The following is a 15,849-nucleotide window of genomic DNA, read 5'->3' as shown; positions in this document are numbered from 1 at the left end:
TTACAGATCCTGGTAACCGATCGGCGGCTCGACGAGCTTCGCCGCCTTGGCGACGCCGCGGAACACGTAGTCGGAGTAGCTGTAAGGCCCGTCCGACCACACAAGAAAGTCGTCCGCGAGCGCCCCGTTGGGCGCTCCCTCGCAGAGCTCCGGCGCCGCCATGACGGGACCTTCGTTGTAGATCGGCGCCGACGCGTTGACCGCCTCCTCAGCCTCTTCCATGGCCGCCAGCGCGCCGGCGTGCCGGTCGGCGTCGAGCTCGTCGACGGGGTAGAGCTCCCAGTCGAGCAGCACGAGCTCCGGGTGCGGGGGCTCGTTCGGGGCCGACGCGAAGGGGGCGTGCGAGGCCTCGGGGAGGCCCGTCCGCGCGAGCGCCTCGAGCAGGCGGCTCCTGTAGCGCAGCGCCGCGTCATCCGGGGTCCAGAACGCGGTGAGGACCGCGATCACGTCCTCGGTCTTCGCTTCTCGCCACAGCGAGGGATCGCGCGAGCCGAGCTCGAGCGCGGGCTCCTTCTGGAGGCGCGCCTGGAAGGCCGACGCGTGCGGCGCGAACTCCGGCAGCTCGGACAAGGCGTGATCGACGGACCAGTGGAGGCGATGATCGACCTCGCGCACGTACCGGTGCTTGCCGAGGGCGCGGAGGAGTCGGGCGATTTCGTCGGGTGTGCGCGCTGCGAACGACCAGGCAAGCATCATGGGGCAAGGCTCATCGATCCGTGCAGAGGATGGCACGCCGAGCTGGCTCGCCGATGCCGATCGGGCGGCGGGCACCTCGGCACGAGGTGGATTCCCATCGCTCGGCCGCGGTGTCGATCACTTCTTGCCGGGGAGGTGCCACACGCCGGCGAACCACACAAGGGATCCGTCTGCGCGGCGCACGGTGGTGGCAGGCGCGAAGTACGCGCCCGGCGGGACGGGCTCCCATCGTCCCTGCTGCCACGCCCAGCGGCGGCTCCGCCATTGCCACTCGCCGTCGATCCACACATCGCCAGGCCGCTCGGACGGCGAGATGATCTCGACCCGCGCAGGCGGCGGAGGGTACGGCACGACCACCGTCGTCTCGCTCGGCAGGTGAGGGCCGGTCGGAGGCAGCGGGAGCGAGCTGCCGCAGCCCGCGAGCACGAGGAGCGACGCGAGCGGGATCCCGAGCGCGCGGCGCAGAGCGGCGTTCATCCTGCGTCGATCCACGAGAGGTACGCGTCCAGGACGTCGCGGCCGACGAGCAAGCACTCCAGCGTCGCGAGCGCGAGGAACGGGCCGAACGCGATGCGCGCCTGACCGAACCCTTCGCGGGGCTCCTCCGCGAGCGGATCTTGCGCCAGCTCTTCCTCGGCGGCGGCCCGCTCCTCGGGGGACATGGCCGCGAGCTCGGCGCGGATCTGCTCCCGCTCGAGGCGCACCGCCTCCGGCTCCTCGATGCTCCCGCGCAGGAGCAGCATGGCGATGGCCATGATCGAGCCCTGGATGGCGCCGGCGCCGAGCACAAACAGGGCGCCCCCCCAGCCGAACCACGCGCCCGCCAGCATGATGAGCTTGGCGTCGCCGAGGCCCATGCCGACGCGGCCGCCGCGGATCCGCGGGTAGATCACGACGAACGGGAGCCAGACGATGCCGAAGCCGACCGCGGCGCCGACGAGGGCGTCAACGAAGCCCATCGACCGCAGCGACGCGGTCGCGACGCCGAGCACCGCGCCGCCGATGGTGATCGAGTCGGGGATGAACATGTGCTCGAGGTCGATGAACGTCGCCGCGAGCAGCCCGAGCGCGAGCGCCAGGTCGGCGGTGTACGTGGCGAGCGCGTGGAGGGCCGGCGTCGTCCCGGGGAGCCGGAGGATGATGACCTCGATGATCGCGAGCGAGAGCAAACCGCCCGCCGCCTCCACCAGGGGATACCGCGGCGACACGGGCGCACCGCAGCAGCGAGCGCGGCCGCGCAGCAGCAGGTAGCTGAGGACGGGGATGTTGTCGTAGGCGCGGATCGGCGCGCCGCACGCCGGGCAGCACGAGCCCGGACGGACGACGCTGAGCTCGCGCGGGACGCGGTGGATGACGACGTTGAGGAAGCTCCCCCAGAGCAGGCCGAAGCAGAGCCCGAAGGCGCGCAGGAACCACGGAGGGAAATCGGCGAGCATCACCTGGGGCTCACGTCCTCGGGCTCGACGCGGCGAGCCGGAGCATCATCGTGAGCGCCTGCTCGAGCTCCGCGATCGTGGGTTGCACGGGGTTCTCGGCGAGCGCCGCCTTGAGGTCGACGAGGCGGCCGCCGAGCTCCTGGTAGTGACGGCGCACACCCTCGGTCGGCGCCTCGGCGACCCACCGCCTCACGATCTCGCGCAGCTCGTCGAGATCGCTGCCAGCGAGGAGCTGCGCCATCTGCGAGGCCATCGGATCCGGTGCGCCGCTCACGCCCTGCCCCATCCGGGCCAGCATAGCGCGGGCACTTTGACGGGCGAGGGGTCCTGCGACATAAGGCGAGGCGCTCACGAGGAACCGTGCCGACGAGGACGCCTGCCGTTGCCCTGATCCTGCTGGCCGCCGGTATCGCCGGAGGGGCCGGCTGCAGCCGCGCCGAGCAGCGAGAGCCCGGGGAGAGGCGCGCGGACGGAGGCGCCCCACAGGCGCCCGCGCCCCAAGGGAAGGTGCTCGAGGCGGCCGAGAACGAGTCGCCCGCTGCGAGCGCGACGCCGCGGGCCGGCGCCGCGGCGGCCGGGCCGGCGCGGATCGAGATCCCTGCGGGAAAGCTCGTCGCGGGCAGCACGCCCGGGGACAAGGGGCGCGATCCGACGCTCGAGCCGGCGTTGCTCGACGTCGAGCTGGGCGGCTTCACCGTCGATCGCACCCTGTACCCGAACGATCCTGCGCAGGCTCCGCTCACCGGGGTGACGCGGGCGCGCGCCTCGGAGCTCTGCCAGCAGGCCGGCGGGAGGCTGTGCACCGAGCTCGAGTGGGAGCGCGCGTGCAAGGGCCCCGAGGGGACGCCCTACGCGGGCGGCGCGGCGTGGGACCCGGCGTGCGCCAAGGCGCCCGCGTCGTGCGCATCGGGGTTCGGCGTCGTCGGGATGGGCGCTGCGCTGCGCGAGTGGACCGCAAGCGACATCGCGCCGATCGAGAACCTCCAGCCCAAGGCCGCCGCCGTGCGCGGGGCCACGGCGAGCGCGAGCGCCGTCGATCACCGGTGCGCGCGCCGCGCGGCGGTCGATCCGGCGGTGTCGGGCGACGACATCGGCTTCCGGTGCTGCCACGGCGCGCCGAACGCGGCGTCGATCCCGTCGCCGCAGTGGCAGCAGACGTTCCGGCGCGCGGAGATCGGGCCGCAGCAGGTCGCAGAGCTGCTCGCGTCGGTGCCGCAGCTGCGCGATCTCGGCGGGCAGATCTCCTTCTTCAAGGAGCCCGACGACGCGAACGCCGTGCTCAGCCGGGGCCGGACGCGGCTCTCGCCGAGCGGCGCTCCGGCGAGCCAGCCCGAGGCGGGCCCGCCCCCGAACACCACGCTCACGACGTCTCCGCTGCTCTGGAACCCGGTCCCGGGCGAGGAGGTGCTCGTCGTGACGGGAAAGGCCGACGACGACGCGTTCATCGTCGCGTTCCTGAAGCTCCCTGGAGACCGCTACCGCATCGCGTCGTCGCTGCTGCTCAAGGACGATCCGGGGCCGCTCGCGCTCGGGTTCAACGGCTACGTGCGGCGACGGCTCGCGTGGGCGACCTGCTGGGACTGCCGCGGCGAGTCCGGCAACATCACCTACCGGGACGACAGCCGCGTGGTGATCACGCAGAAGTGACCCCGCGGCGGCGCGGACCGGACACCGACGCGCCCCGGCGCCTCAGGTGTCGGCGCACAGCAGGGTGTGCTGGTAGGTCGTACCGTATTCGATGATCCGCTCGACCGCGTCGACGAACTCCGAGCGGTCGAGCGACTCGGTGGGCAGCTCGGCGCACAGCAGGATCTCGTTCCGATCATCGAGGGCAAACTTGGCGACGCGCATGTCGCGGTTGGCCTCGAGCAGGTGACGGAGCAGGCCGAGCACCTGGTGGCCGGTGCCCTCGGCCAGGGGCGGCATTGCAGCGCCGCCCTGGGCGTCGCGCTGCGTGTCGAGCAGATCGAGCACGCCGAACATCGAGAGCACGACCCAGTTCTCGGTGCACTGGACGTAGAACGGAGGGAGCTCGACGATCCCTTCCTCGCGCGGACGGATGCGCAGGGTGGACGGCTTCGTCAGCTCGGCGCTATAGCCGATCTCCTCCGTCCAGCGCTGCAGGGTCGCCACGTCGATCACGGGGTGACGTGATCGCCCTGCCGCCGCCGGAGATCAAGATGCGGCGCGCTGAAAGCCCCCTCGCAGGGCCAAGCGCCGGAGGCGGGGAGCGCTAGAGGCTGAGGACGGCGTCCTCTCCCCGGTCGGCGAGCTTCGCCGCGATCAGACTGAGCAGCGCTTGCCTCCGCTCCTCGAGCTCGACGAGCGCGCGCGGCGGCACCAGCTCTTCCTCGATGCCGCCGGGACGCAGCGCCGCGGCGGCCTGCTCGGGGCCGAAGCGCACGAGCGCGTCGCGAAGGGCCCGGGGGAACCGCACCGCTTCCACGAGGCGCTCGAGCTGCCGATCGAGCTCGTGTGCCTTCACGTGCAGCGGGAAGGCGCTCCCGTTGGCCTCGAGGCTGAGCGCTCCGGCGTGCACGTCGATGACGATTTCCTTCCGGAGCCCGTTGCCCGCCAGGTAATCGAGCACCAGCACCTCGAGGTAATCGCGGAGGATGACCGCGCGCTCGCCGCGCACAGGCGAGGGCGACCGGGCCCAGCGCGCCCACACATCGAGCTCGGGCGCGTCGTCGAAGCGCACGGACCGCCGGCGAGGCGAGAGCCAGCGCGGGCCGGGCGGACCGGGAGCGGGCGCGAGGACCAGCGCGTCGACCGTCCCGTCGTTCATGACGGCGAAGCGACGCAGCAGCTTGCGTGCGTTCGGCTCTCGGCCGATGAGGGCTGCGAGCTCGCCGATGCCGATGCGTCGCGCTGCTGCCGCGGGCACGACATGCGCGCCGAGCGCCCTCGCCATGCGGTAGAACGCGAGCGGCCGCCGGAACGCGAGCGGGGCCTTCTTCTGCGCCGGCGCGAGCTTCACCTTCACCTCGCGCGGCGCCGCTCCCTCTGTGGGTGCGCCCAGCGAGAGCGTCGCCTCGAACCGGCCGTCCGCCACCTTGCCCGTGAGCCGCAGCGCGCGCAGGGGCGAGCGCTGGAGGGCACGCGCAACGCGCGCGTCCCCCGCGGCCCAGGCGCTCGACGCAGGAGACGAGCGCGGCTCGGCCGGCGGGCGCACCTCGGCCGGCGGGTGCGGCTCGGCTGGCGGGTGCGCCGGGGGCGCGCCGATGGCGGGCGCGATCTCGTCGTCGACGAGCGCAGCGATCGCACCGACGGACCCGTCGCTATGCTCGGACGATGGCCGCGCGCACGAGATTGCGAGCAGCGCCGCCGCGACGAACATGTGCTGCGTCCCCACGCCGCCGAGGCGCCGCAGCAGCCCGCGCGCCGCTCCGGGGGCGCGCAGGTCTCGCGCGCACCGGCTCATCCGTCCTTCGAGAGCCCGCGCGGATGGTCCGGCGAGGACCCGCCCTCGGCTAGACGCTGCGACGACGCCTCCTCGGCCAGCGACCGCGGGCGCCCGTCATCGGTCGGAGGCTGCATGCCTGACGCACGCGCGCTCGCCCCGAGCGACGCGCCGCCGATGACGCGCTCGAGCAGGAACTGCTCCACCCGTTCGCTGACCATCTTCTTGCGCTCCAGCGGGACGACGTGCGTGCCACCGTTCACCATCATCAGCTCTCCGCGCGGCAGCGCGGCCGCCATCTCCTCTGCGAGGCGAGGCGGGGTGAACGTGTCGCGATCGCCCGCGATCACGAGCGCGGGCACGTCGATCTGCGGGAGCAGATCGAGCGTCGAGTGCTCGCCGGCGCTGCGCAGCATGTGGAGGAACATCGAAAAATCGATGTCGACCATGTGCCGCATGTACGGCAGCAGATCCGCCGGGGTGACCGCGCTCGCGTCGACCTCCCGCGTGAGCAGCGCGATCCTCAGCGCCATCGGCGCGGGCACGCGGCTCCAGATCGCGCGCGCGATGTGCGGGTACGCGTCGACCTGCTCGATCAGCCGCGGCAAGAGCTGCGCGAGCACGTCCGTACCCTTGAAGTGGTGCGTGATCCTGCCGGATGAGCCGCAGACCAGCACGAGCCCACGCACCCCCTCGCGGTGGGTCCGCAGATGCTCCAGGACGACCTGGCAGCCCATCGAATGCCCGAAGAGCACCACGGGGCCGTCGCCGATCGACGCGCGCACCGCAGCCAGATCGCTGGCGTGATCGGGCAGCTCGACCGCCTGCGGATCTACAGGCAAGCTGCTACGACCGTGGCCGCGATAGTTCCAGTGGGCGACGTTGACCGTACGGGCCAGGTCATCCCACAGGTACTTCCAGATGAAGCCGTCGCACGCGATGCCATCGCAAAGCACCGCGGTGAGGCGTCCCGAGCCCGCCCCGACCCCGCTGGCCAAGCTTCCGCTGCCGCCGGGACCTTCCCGGTAGCGGACGTAGATCCGCGTACCGTCCTTCCCGGCGGCGAAAAGCTCTCGACCCATCGATCCCCGAGCGACGCGGCTTACGCGAGGCTCGCGGCGATGTTAGTCGCCGCTGTCCTCGTCGTCAGCCACGTCATTGACACTCGGAAGCTTTTTGATGTCTATCCGCGCCAGCTTCCACGCGCGCTGCACAACCCAAGAAAGCGAGCGATCGAGCCGCGCCGCTTCCTCCTTGATTTCCTGCAGCATCGACTCCGGAAAGTAGAGGCTCTGCTTCCGCTTGTCCGTCTTCGAGGCTTCGTTGTTTTTCGCCAGCGTGTCCTTGTCGGTCATACGCTCTTGGGGCTCCTCCCGATCCGCCACAGAAGAGCACCTTAGCGTACGGTGCACTTCCGTGGAAAGCATTCGTTTTTCCATGATGCCGATTGCGGCCACTATGTGTGTATTACCGCGATAGGCGCTCTGCGTCATGATTCCGGGAATGCGATCTTCCCCGCAATCGCGCTCGCCGCGACGATGAGGGGACTGGCCAGGTAGACCTGGCCGGGCCCGCTTCGCCCCGGGAAGTTTCGGTTGATGGCCGAGACCGTGACCTGTTCCTTGCGGTCGGATACACCGGGACCGGCCTTGATGCACGCGCCGCAGGAGGGGTCGACGAGCTCGGCGCCAGCTTTCTCGAAGATCTCGAGGTAGCCCTTGGCCTCGGCGTAGCGGCGGATGTCCTGCGATCCGAACTGGATGTAGAGGTGCACGCCCTCAGCGACGCGCTTGCCCTGCTCGACCGCCCGGCGCAGCACGGACGCGTACATGTCCATGTCGGCCTTCTTGCCGCCCGTGCACGAGCCGCCGTACGCGATGTCGATCTTCACCGGACCGCCGGAGGCCTCATCGAGCGACCGCAGCGGCACGCCGTTCCGGGGATCGCCCGGCGTCGCGACCATCGGCTCGACCGACGCGAGATCGACGTCGAACGTCGCCATGTACTCCGCGCCGGGATCCGCGCGCACGATGCGCGCGCGCACGTCCTCCGCGGCGAGCCCACGCTGTTCGACGAGGTAGCGCACGATCTCCTCATCGGCCTCGATGATCCCCGTGAAGCCGCCCGCCTCGACCGCCATGTTGGTGAGCGTCGCCCGCTCGTCGAGCCCCATGGCGCGGACGCCATCGCCCGCGAACTCGAGCACCTTGCCGATGCCCTGGCCCGTCTTCCAGAACGGCTGCGAGAGCAGGAACAGCATCACGTCCTTCGCCGTGACCCCGGGCCCGAGCCGCCCGGTCAGGTTGAAGCGCACCGACTGCGGCACCGCGACGCGGACGTCGCGCGTGAGCCACGCGTTCGCCATGTCCGTCGAGCCGACGCCGAACGCGAAGCACCCGAGCGCCCCTGCCATGCAGGTGTGCGAGTCGGTCCCGGCAACGATCTGCCCTGGCAGCGCGAGTTCCTCGATCACCTTGTTGTGGCAGATGGCCTCCGAGCCCACGGTCCTGCCGTCGCGCTCGACCTCGCCGTACAGCTTGATCCCGTGGCGCTCGGTGAAGGCCTGCTGCACCGTCGCGAGCGAGGCCGCCTGCTCCCGCAGGCCGAGCCTGAGGTGGGCCTCCGGCATCACGCGATCGAGGAACGTCAGGTGATCCCGGAAGGCGAAGACGCTCTCCGGCTCGGTCACGACCGCCTCCGGCCCGACGCCCGCCCGGAAGAGCGACTCGGCCATCGGCGTGACGTACTCGTGTGAGAAGCGCACGTCGATGCGGGCGAAGAGCGCGTCTCCAGGCTTCACCGCGGGGACGCCGATCTTCCCTGCCCGGGCGTCCACGATCGCGTGCGCCGCGATGATCTTCTCACACAGCGTCATCGGCCGCGGCGGCGTGGCCAGGGTGGGCGGCGAGACCTCGCCGGCCATCCGCGCCTTGTTGTAGGCGAAGAGGCCACCGTACTCGACAACGTCGGCGCTGATCGGATCGAGCCCGCGGGTGAACTCGCCGATCGGGATCTCGTCGCCCCGCGCGATCCGGTCGAGGAGCGAGAAATCGGTCGTCGTGAGCAGCCCGATGTTCTGGCAGTTCTGGCCGTAGATCTTCTCGATGCTGCGCGCGACGACGATCTGGATCCCCGCCTCGCGCTCCGAGTACGGCGCCGTCTCGCGCGAGCTGCCGCACCCCTTCGAGCGCCCGCTGACGATGACGCCGAAGCCGCCGTTCTTGATGGCGTCACGCTCGATATGCCCGCCGCGCAGCCCGACCAGGCAGTAACGGGCGAGCGTCTCGTCGTAGTAGTAACAGACCCAGCCCGGCGTGAGCTCGTCGGTCGAGATGTTGTCGATCAGCGCGTGCTGCTCGGGATCGAAGCGAAGCTCGCCGCCCGCCAGCTGCTGCTTCAGGTGCGCCGGGTCCTCGGTCAGGTAGAGGGTCCTCCCGGTGACTTGAACGGACTTCCGGCGGGGGATCGGCATCTGTACCTCGGACGCCCCGGTACGCGCCGCGCGCGCTGGGACCTCTCCACACCTAGTCGCTCCGGGCGGAGGCGCCAACGGCGGTCTTTGCGCGGCGCGCGCGGAGCTCCGCGCGCCTTACGTCGAAGGCAGGAAATCCAGCATGAGCCGAGGAGCGCCTGGACGGCAGCGTGCCTTGACGACGCACCGGGGAGATGGTGTCTTCGCGGCCGCGGCCGGGCCGCGAGCGATGACCCGACCCACGATCTCCAGCGTTCCCGTCGCGATCCTCGGCGCCGGCCTGACGGGCATGGCAGCGGCGTATCACCTGGGACGGGCCGGCGTGCCGCACCGGGTGTTCGAGCGCCTGCCGCGCCCGGGCGGCCACGCGATCACGCTCGAGGACGCCGGCTTCCGCTTCGATCGGACAGGGCACCTCCTCCACCTGCGCGACCCCGCGACCCGGGAGCTCGCGCTGAGCTGGCTAGGCCCCGACCCGCTCGAGATCGAGCGACGTTCGATGATCTGGTCGAACGGCACGTACACCCGCTATCCGTTCCAGGCGAACACGTTCGGCCTGCCGCCCGCGGTGGCCTACGACTGCCTCCGCGGTTTCATCGAGGCGCACTTCGCCAAGGACAGACCTCAACCCAGGAACTTCGAGGAGTTCTGTCTGGCGCACTTCGGCGAGGGGATCAGCCGCCACTTCATGATCCCCTACAACAGCCGCCTCTGGGGCGTGCACCCGAGCGAGATCACCGCCGACTGGTGCTCCCGCTTCGTCCCGATACCGAAGCTGGAGGACGTGCTCGCCGGGGCGGTCGGGCTGAACGACCGGGAGCTCGGCTATAACGCGAGGTTCCTCTATCCGCGGCTCGGCATCGGACAGCTGACGCACGGGCTCGCGCGAGCGCTCGCCGAGCAGCGGCCGCGGGACGCGGGAACGCCGGCGATCGAGCTCAGCCGCTCTCCCAGGTCGATCGACTGGCGTGCGCGCGAGCTGGTGTTCGACGACGAGATCGTCCGGTACGACGTGCTCGTCTCGTCCGCGCCGCTGCCCGCGCTCGTCAGGCTCCTCTCGGACGCGCCTCGCGCCGTCGGCGAGGCGGCTTCCCGGCTGCGCTGCACGCACCTCTACTACCTCGATGTGGCGCTCGACACGCCGTGCGGGCAGCCGCTGCACTGGGTGTACGTCCCGGAGGCGAAGTACCCGTTCTACCGCGTGGGCTGCTACTCCCACTTCTCCGCCGCCATGGCCCCGCCAGGCAAGGCCGGGCTCTACGTCGAGCTCGCCGATCGCGCCGAGCCCGATCTCGCGGCGCTGCTCCCCCGCGTCGCCGAAGGCCTCGTCGAGATGGGCCTCATCCCCGCCCCGAGCGCCATCCGCTTCGCCCGCCTGCGCCGCATCGACCACGCGTACGTCGTGTTCGATCACAGCTACTTCAGCTCACTGGAGGCGGTGCGGCCGTTCCTAGATGGCCAGCGCATCCTCTCGTGCGGGCGCTACGGCGGCTGGAACTACTCCTCGATGGAGGACGCGCTCCACTTCGGGCGCGACGCGGCGCACCGCGCGCAGGCGCTCCTCGGAGGCGCGCCGTGAGCACAGCCGAGCCTGACCGCGAGGATGCGGGCGGATCGCCGGAGATCTCCATTGTCATCCCCGTTTACAACGAGGAGGCGATCCTCCACGCCGCCGTCGTGGATCTGCGCGAGCGGCTCTCGCCGTTCGGCTGGCGCTGGGAGCTCGTGCTCGCCGAGAACGGCTCGCGCGACGGGACCCTCGGCATCGCGGGTGAGCTTGAGCGCAAGTACCCGGAAGTGCGGCACTTCTCGATCGGCGAGCCGAACTACGGGGCCGCGCTCCGCGCGGGCATCGAGCGGGCGCGCGGGCGCTTCGTGCTCTGCGATGAGATCGACCTCTGCGACGTGGATTTCCACCGCCGCGCCATCGCGATGCTGCGAGCAGGCGGCGTCGACATGGTGATCGGGTCCAAGCTCATCCAGGGGGCGCGCGACGATCGCCCGTGGGCGCGGCACGCGGCGAGCCAGGTGTACAACGGGCTCCTCCGCGCCACGCTCGGCTTCCGTGGGACGGACACGCACGGGCTCAAGGCGTTCCTGCGGGAGCCGCTCCTCGGGGTCGCGCGCGACTGCGTCGTGGACAAGGACGTGTTCGCCAGCGAGTTCGTCATCCGCGCCTACCGCGCTGGCCTGCGGATCGAAGAGATCCCCGTCCGTGTGCTGGAGAAGCGGCGTCCGTCGATCAACCTCACCCGCCGCGTCCCGAACGTGCTGCGCAGCCTCGCGAAGCTGACCTGGGCCATCCGGGTCCGCGGCTGACGGCCGGCGCTTCCAGCATTCGCTGCGCCGCGCGCGAGGCCGGGCCCGCTCGTGGAAAAATTCTGGCATGCTATACGCCGCAGGTGACGATCCTCCTCTCGAGCGCCGCAAGACCGGCTCGCCGCGCGGACACCGACGTGGACGTCGTGGTCATCGGCGGCGGCGTGAACGGCGTGGGGGTCGCGCGTGACGCTTCGCAGAGGGGCCTGAGGGTCGCCCTCTTCGAGCGCAACGATCTCGCGTTCGGCGCGAGCGGCAACTCGAGCGGCATGATCCACGGCGGGCTCAGGTACCTGACCAGCGATCCGCAGGTGACCGAGAAATCGTGCCGCGACTCGGGCCACATCCAGGCGATCGCGCCGCACCTGCTCTTCCGGATCCCTTTCCTCGTCCCGTTCGAGAACGCGCGGCACGGGCGCCTCCTCTACCCGCTCGCGGACGCCTTCTTCGAGGCGTACGACAACTACCAGCCGCTCAAGCGCGGCAAGCCGCACGCGCGCCTGTCGCCCGACGAGCTCCGCCGGCTCGAGCCGGGGCTGCACGGCGACCTGGTGGGCGGCTTCAGCTTCGACGAGTGGGGGATCGACGGCGCGCGGCTCTGCGTCGCCAACGCTGTCGACGCGATCGAGCGCGGGGCCAAGGTCTACGTGGGGCACACGGTCGAGCGGATCGAGCGCCGCGAGGACACCGGCGAGGTCGTCGCCGTCCGTTACCGGGACCGCACGACGGGGGAAGGCGGGCGGCTCCGCACGAGCACGATCGTGAACGCGACAGGCGCGTGGTCGCCGATCACCGCATCGCTCGCCGGCCTCCCCGCCGCGAGCTCGCGCGTGCGGCCCGGCAAGGGCGTGCACGTCGTGTTCGACCGGCGCCTCACCAATTACGCGATCATGGCGAGGACGATCGACGGCCGCCAGATCTTCCTCGAGCCGTGGGAGAACATGAGCGTCATCGGCACGACCGACGACGACTTCTACGGCGATCTCGATCAGGTCCGCGCGACGAGCGAGGAGGTCAGGTACCTGGTCCAGGGCATCGCCCGCGTGTTCCCGCAGATCCACGAGGCGCGCGCGATCGGCACGTTCGCGGGCGTGCGGCCCACGCTCTACGCGTTCGGGCCCACCGAGGACGCGCTCTCGCGCGAGCACCAGATCGTCGATCACGCGGCGCACGGCGCGCCGGGCCTCTACTCGATGATCGGCGGCAAGCTGGCCAGCTTCCGGCTCTTCGCCGAGGAGATGACCGACGTCCTCTCGCGGCGCTTCGACCTCGGCGCCCGCTGCGTGACGCACACGACCGCGCTGCCCGGCGGCGATCGCGCGGTGGACGCGCTCGCGCTCTCGCGGCGGATGGAGATCGACGCGGTGGCCGCCCGGCGGCTCGTATACCGGCACGGCTCGCGCGCGCTCCGGATCGAGGAGCGCGTGCGAGAGCGGCCGCGCGAGGCCGCGACGGTGTGCCCCTGCGAGCCCGTGATCGAGGCCGAGGTGCGTTATGTCCTCCGGCACGAGCTCGCCCGGAGCGTCGCCGACGTCGCGCGCCGCACGCGCCTCGGCCTGGGCGCGTGCGGGGGCATGCGCTGCGCAGCGCGGTGCGGGCAGATCGTGGCGCAGGAGCTCTCGCTCCCGCCGCGCGACGGGATGCGGCAAGCGGTAGCGTTCCTCTCGCGGCAGGCGGTGACCCGCGCCGTCGCGCTCGGCCCGGATCAGGCGCGGCAGGAGGCCCTCGCGATCGCCAGCGTCCGGTCGGAGCTCGGCGCGCCCGCAGACGACGAGGCGGCGGCGGCGTGCGAGGACGCCGATCGTCGCGCGCCGCGCGCCGCGCGGGAGCCGGAGGAGAGGGCGTGGCGCGATCGATCCTCGTGATCGGCGCGGGCGTCGCCGGGCTCGCCGCCGCGTGGAGCGCGCGGCGGCGCGGGGCCCGGGTCTCGGTGATCTCCGCGGGCGTCGGCGAGACGGCGCTCGCGGGCGGCGCGGTAGACGACATGCCGTGGGAGCAGCTCGAGCGGGCGTCGCGGCTGCTCGGCGGCGACCTGCCCGCGAGCGATCTCGCGCCGGCGGCGAGGCAGTTCGCGGCGGAGCTGGGCCTGTGGGAGCTGCCGCAGGCGGCGGGCGTGCGCCTCGCGACCGTCGCGGGGCGGATCCGCCCCGCCCGCGGCAGAGATCGCTCACTGCTCGACCTTGGCCCGCTCCGCCGCACGCGCGTCCTCGTCCCGCGCGCGGCGCGCGCCGCGTGGGACGCGGACGCGCTCGCGGAGGCGCTCACGGACGAGCCGTTCGCCCGGGCGCGGGGGCTCCGCTTCCTGCCGGTCGACGCGCCGGTCCTCCGCTTCGACGACGAGCGGCACATCGCCGACGGCGATCTCGCGGCCCGGCACGACGACCCGGCGCGGCTCTCCTGGCTCCTCGATCGGCTCCGCCAGGCGCTCGAGGGCGCGGGCGGCGCGGGGGCGATCCTGCTCGGCCCGTGGCTCGGCGCGAGCGCTCCGCGCGCCGAGGCGCTCGCGGCCCGCCTCGGCGTCCCGGTGGGCGAGGCGCTGATGGGCGCCGGCTCGCCCGCGGGGCTCCGCTTCGAGGCGGCGCGCGACGCGCTGCTCGCCGCGATCGGGGCGGTTCAGCGCCACGGCCGCGTGCGCGCGGTGAGCGGAGGGCACCCGGAGCCAGGGGCGCCGGACGAAGGCGTGACGATCCATGTCGAGGGGGAGGACGTGCCGCTCGCGGCGGACGGGGTGGTCCTGGCGATCGGCGGTCTCGCCGGCGGCGGGATCGCGTACACGCCGCCCGAGGGCGGCGCCGGCGCCGATTTCCCGGCGCGCGGCGCTGCGCCGTTCGCGCTCTCGATCGCCGCGCCCGTCACGATGGGCGACGATCGCGGCGCGTTCGGCGTGGTGAGCTCCATGCAGGGCCCGGAGCTCGACGTCGTCGCGTGGCCCCGCGGCGAGCGCCCGGGCGCGCTGGAGGCGGTGGGGGTGCGGTGCGAGGGCGTCCGCGCCGCACCGGGGATCCTGGCGGCCGGGGCGACGATCGCGGGGAGGGCGCGCACCGTGCTCGACGCGGTGACGACGGGGCTCCGCGCCGGCGCCGAGGCCTGACGCGCGTCGACCGGCGCCCGGCGCTGGTCGCTCGACGCGCGATCCTCAGCGCTGGCGGATCGCCGGGATGGCGCGGAGGAGCTGCTGGTACCCGACGGCGAGCGCGAAGTCGCTCCCTCGGGTGGGATCGGAGGGCATGTCGCCCTCGGAGCCGGCCGCCGCGGCCGTCTCGGCGCGCTTCTCGACAAGCACGGCCCTCGGCGAACGGTCGCCCATCGCCCCTTCGGCGGGGAGGTGTCCCTCGAGATCCTGCTCGCGGAGGATGGAGGCCGGGATCTGCTGGGGCGCGCTCTCGATGACGACATCCGGCCGGATGCCCTGGGCCTGGATCGAGCGCCCGTTCGGCGTGTAGTAGCGCATCGTCGTGAGCCTCACCCCGGCGCCGCCGGGCAGCTCGTAGATGGTCTGCACCGACCCCTTGCCGAAGGTCGTCGCGCCGACGAGCACGGCGCGCCCGCTGTCCTGCAGGGCGCCCGCGACGAGCTCGGCGGCGCTCGCGGAGTACTCGTTCACCAGCGCGACGATGGGCAGCGAGGCGAACGCGCCGCCGTCGTGCGCCTTCGCCTCGTCGACGACCTGATTGCGCTGGCGCGTCGAGTAGATCGTCCCCGAGGAGAGGAGCTCGTCGGCCACGGCCTCCGCCTCGTTGACGAGGCCTCCGGGGTTGTTACGCAGGTCCAGGATCACGCCGGCCAGCGGCGCCTTCGATGCGGCGCGCAGCCTCGCCGCGGCGCGGAGCATCTCTTCGTGGGTGCCGTCCTGGAACTGCTTCACGCGGACGTACGCGATGTCCCGGTCGAGGCGCTTCGCCGCGATGCTCGTGACGTGGATCTGCTCCCGCGTGAGGTCGAACGAGAGGGGCTCAGGCACGCCCTGCCGGCGGATCGTGAGCTTCACCCGGGAGCCGGGCGCCCCGCGCATGATCTTCACAAGCTTGTCGAGGCGCTCGCCGCGCACGGGGCGGCCGTCGATCGCGATGATCTGATCGCCGGAGCGGATGCCCGCCCGCGCCGCCGGCGAGCCCTCGATCGGCGCGATGACGGTGATGTTGTCGTCCTTGGCGTCGACCTCGATGCCGACGCCGCCGAACGTCCCGCCCGTCTCTTCCTGGAACTGGGCGAACTCCGAGGAGTTCATGTACGCCGAGTGCGGGTCGAGCTCCGCGACCATCCCCTTGATGGCGCCGTCGATGATCTTGCTGCGCTGCGCCGGCTCGACGTAGTTGTTCTCCACGAGCACGAGCACGCGCGCGAGCTGCTCGAGCGGAGCGTAGGGGCTCTGCGCCTGTGTGCTCGCGCCCGCGAGGTGGGAAGTCGCCGCTCCTCCTGCGAAGGCCGCAGCGATGAGCCCCAGGGTGCGCATCCAGCTCGAGAAGCGTTGCATCCGCCGACCATAGCAGCGGTACGGGCGGCGGCGCGGTGCGCCGGCGACG

General features: G+C 72.1%; 15 protein-coding genes. 5 read left to right on the top strand and 10 right to left on the bottom strand.

What is annotated here, in order from left to right; translation table 11 throughout:
- From WME79_RS47365 to WME79_RS47350, 4 genes are all read right to left on the bottom strand, one after another.
- Entirely contained in the window at positions 1 to 696 is a 696-nt protein-coding gene (locus tag WME79_RS47365) for a hypothetical protein (RefSeq protein ID WP_437529128.1), read from the bottom strand.
- A 117-nt stretch (positions 697 to 813) separates the two neighbouring features.
- Positions 814 to 1,173 carry a YXWGXW repeat-containing protein gene (locus WME79_RS47360; protein ID WP_437529125.1) on the bottom strand — a complete coding sequence of 120 codons (360 nt, stop codon included), beginning with the start codon at positions 1,171 to 1,173 and terminating at the stop codon, positions 814 to 816.
- Positions 1,170 to 2,132, bottom strand: coding sequence for a prepilin peptidase (locus WME79_RS47355; protein ID WP_437540080.1), 963 nt, complete (start codon positions 2,130 to 2,132; stop codon positions 1,170 to 1,172). Before WME79_RS47355 ends, WME79_RS47360 begins: the two co-directional genes overlap by 4 nt.
- 10 nt (positions 2,133 to 2,142) lie before the next feature.
- Positions 2,143 to 2,430 (bottom strand): hypothetical protein, encoded by a 288-nt coding sequence (locus WME79_RS47350; protein ID WP_437529123.1) that lies wholly within the window; start codon positions 2,428 to 2,430, stop codon positions 2,143 to 2,145.
- A 62-nt stretch (positions 2,431 to 2,492) separates the two neighbouring features.
- Between WME79_RS47350 and WME79_RS47345 the strand changes: the two genes are divergently transcribed.
- Positions 2,493 to 3,779 (top strand): formylglycine-generating enzyme family protein, encoded by a 1,287-nt coding sequence (locus tag WME79_RS47345; protein ID WP_437529120.1) that lies wholly within the window; start codon positions 2,493 to 2,495, stop codon positions 3,777 to 3,779.
- A gap of 42 nt (positions 3,780 to 3,821) precedes the next feature.
- Here the strand turns inward: WME79_RS47345 and WME79_RS47340 are convergent, their stop codons facing one another.
- The 5 genes from WME79_RS47340 to WME79_RS47320 all read right to left on the bottom strand — a co-directional run bounded on the left by WME79_RS47340 (position 3,822) and on the right by WME79_RS47320 (position 9,007).
- Entirely contained in the window at positions 3,822 to 4,274 is a 453-nt protein-coding gene (locus WME79_RS47340) for a YbjN domain-containing protein (protein WP_437529117.1), read from the bottom strand.
- Between the two features lie 91 nt (positions 4,275 to 4,365).
- Entirely contained in the window at positions 4,366 to 5,556 is a 1,191-nt protein-coding gene (locus tag WME79_RS47335; RefSeq protein ID WP_437529114.1) for a hypothetical protein, read from the bottom strand.
- Positions 5,553 to 6,617: an alpha/beta fold hydrolase gene (locus WME79_RS47330; RefSeq protein ID WP_437529111.1), complete on the bottom strand. Its 1,065-nt coding sequence runs from the start codon at positions 6,615 to 6,617 to the stop codon at positions 5,553 to 5,555. The genes WME79_RS47335 and WME79_RS47330 overlap by 4 nt, the downstream gene beginning before the upstream one ends.
- Positions 6,618 to 6,659: 42 nt before the next feature.
- Positions 6,660 to 6,890: a TIGR04563 family protein gene (locus tag WME79_RS47325; protein WP_012241296.1), complete on the bottom strand. Its 231-nt coding sequence runs from the start codon at positions 6,888 to 6,890 to the stop codon at positions 6,660 to 6,662.
- A gap of 134 nt (positions 6,891 to 7,024) precedes the next feature.
- Complete coding sequence (locus WME79_RS47320; RefSeq protein ID WP_437529108.1) at positions 7,025 to 9,007, bottom strand: aconitase family protein; 1,983 nt, start codon at positions 9,005 to 9,007, stop codon at positions 7,025 to 7,027.
- 229 nt (positions 9,008 to 9,236) lie between these two features.
- On the opposite strand from WME79_RS47320, the gene WME79_RS47315 reads away from it, so the two are divergent.
- From WME79_RS47315 to WME79_RS47300, 4 genes are all read left to right on the top strand, one after another.
- Complete coding sequence (locus WME79_RS47315; protein ID WP_437529105.1) at positions 9,237 to 10,586, top strand: protoporphyrinogen/coproporphyrinogen oxidase; 1,350 nt, start codon at positions 9,237 to 9,239, stop codon at positions 10,584 to 10,586.
- Positions 10,583 to 11,326 carry a glycosyltransferase gene (locus WME79_RS47310; RefSeq protein ID WP_437529103.1) on the top strand — a complete coding sequence of 248 codons (744 nt, stop codon included), beginning with the start codon at positions 10,583 to 10,585 and terminating at the stop codon, positions 11,324 to 11,326. The genes WME79_RS47315 and WME79_RS47310 overlap by 4 nt, the downstream gene beginning before the upstream one ends.
- Positions 11,327 to 11,409: 83 nt before the next feature.
- The gene (locus WME79_RS47305) at positions 11,410 to 13,191 is read left to right on the top strand and encodes a glycerol-3-phosphate dehydrogenase/oxidase (protein WP_437529100.1); all 1,782 of its coding nucleotides are present in this window, start codon (positions 11,410 to 11,412) and stop codon (positions 13,189 to 13,191) included.
- Positions 13,170 to 14,417 carry an FAD-binding protein gene (locus tag WME79_RS47300; protein ID WP_437529097.1) on the top strand — a complete coding sequence of 416 codons (1,248 nt, stop codon included), beginning with the start codon at positions 13,170 to 13,172 and terminating at the stop codon, positions 14,415 to 14,417. The genes WME79_RS47305 and WME79_RS47300 overlap by 22 nt, the downstream gene beginning before the upstream one ends.
- Before the next feature lie 45 nt (positions 14,418 to 14,462).
- Here the strand turns inward: WME79_RS47300 and WME79_RS47295 are convergent, their stop codons facing one another.
- A complete protein-coding gene (locus tag WME79_RS47295) occupies positions 14,463 to 15,800 on the bottom strand; it encodes a S41 family peptidase (protein ID WP_437529094.1) in 1,338 nt (445 codons plus the stop codon).
- Positions 15,801 to 15,849 lie beyond the last annotated feature (49 nt).

It is taken from the genome of Sorangium sp. So ce726 (assembly GCF_051521405.1).
In the GTDB taxonomy this organism is placed as follows: domain Bacteria; phylum Myxococcota_A; class Polyangia; order Polyangiales; family Polyangiaceae; genus Sorangium.
This window is presented reverse-complemented; position numbering and strand designations above follow the sequence as displayed.

Coding starts and splice junctions, on each gene's coding strand:
- WME79_RS47315 (WP_437529105.1), top strand. CDS start 9,237: ATGACCCGACCCACGATCTCCAGCGTTCCCGTCGCGATCCTCGGCGCC.
- WME79_RS47355 (WP_437540080.1), bottom strand. CDS start 2,132: ATGCTCGCCGATTTCCCTCCGTGGTTCCTGCGCGCCTTCGGGCTCTGC.
- WME79_RS47335 (WP_437529114.1), bottom strand. CDS start 5,556: ATGAGCCGGTGCGCGCGAGACCTGCGCGCCCCCGGAGCGGCGCGCGGG.
- WME79_RS47360 (WP_437529125.1), bottom strand. CDS start 1,173: ATGAACGCCGCTCTGCGCCGCGCGCTCGGGATCCCGCTCGCGTCGCTC.
- WME79_RS47365 (WP_437529128.1), bottom strand. CDS start 696: ATGATGCTTGCCTGGTCGTTCGCAGCGCGCACACCCGACGAAATCGCC.
- WME79_RS47320 (WP_437529108.1), bottom strand. CDS start 9,007: ATGCCGATCCCCCGCCGGAAGTCCGTTCAAGTCACCGGGAGGACCCTC.
- WME79_RS47295 (WP_437529094.1), bottom strand. CDS start 15,800: ATGCAACGCTTCTCGAGCTGGATGCGCACCCTGGGGCTCATCGCTGCG.
- WME79_RS47350 (WP_437529123.1), bottom strand. CDS start 2,430: ATGCTGGCCCGGATGGGGCAGGGCGTGAGCGGCGCACCGGATCCGATG.
- WME79_RS47330 (WP_437529111.1), bottom strand. CDS start 6,617: ATGGGTCGAGAGCTTTTCGCCGCCGGGAAGGACGGTACGCGGATCTAC.
- WME79_RS47325 (WP_012241296.1), bottom strand. CDS start 6,890: ATGACCGACAAGGACACGCTGGCGAAAAACAACGAAGCCTCGAAGACG.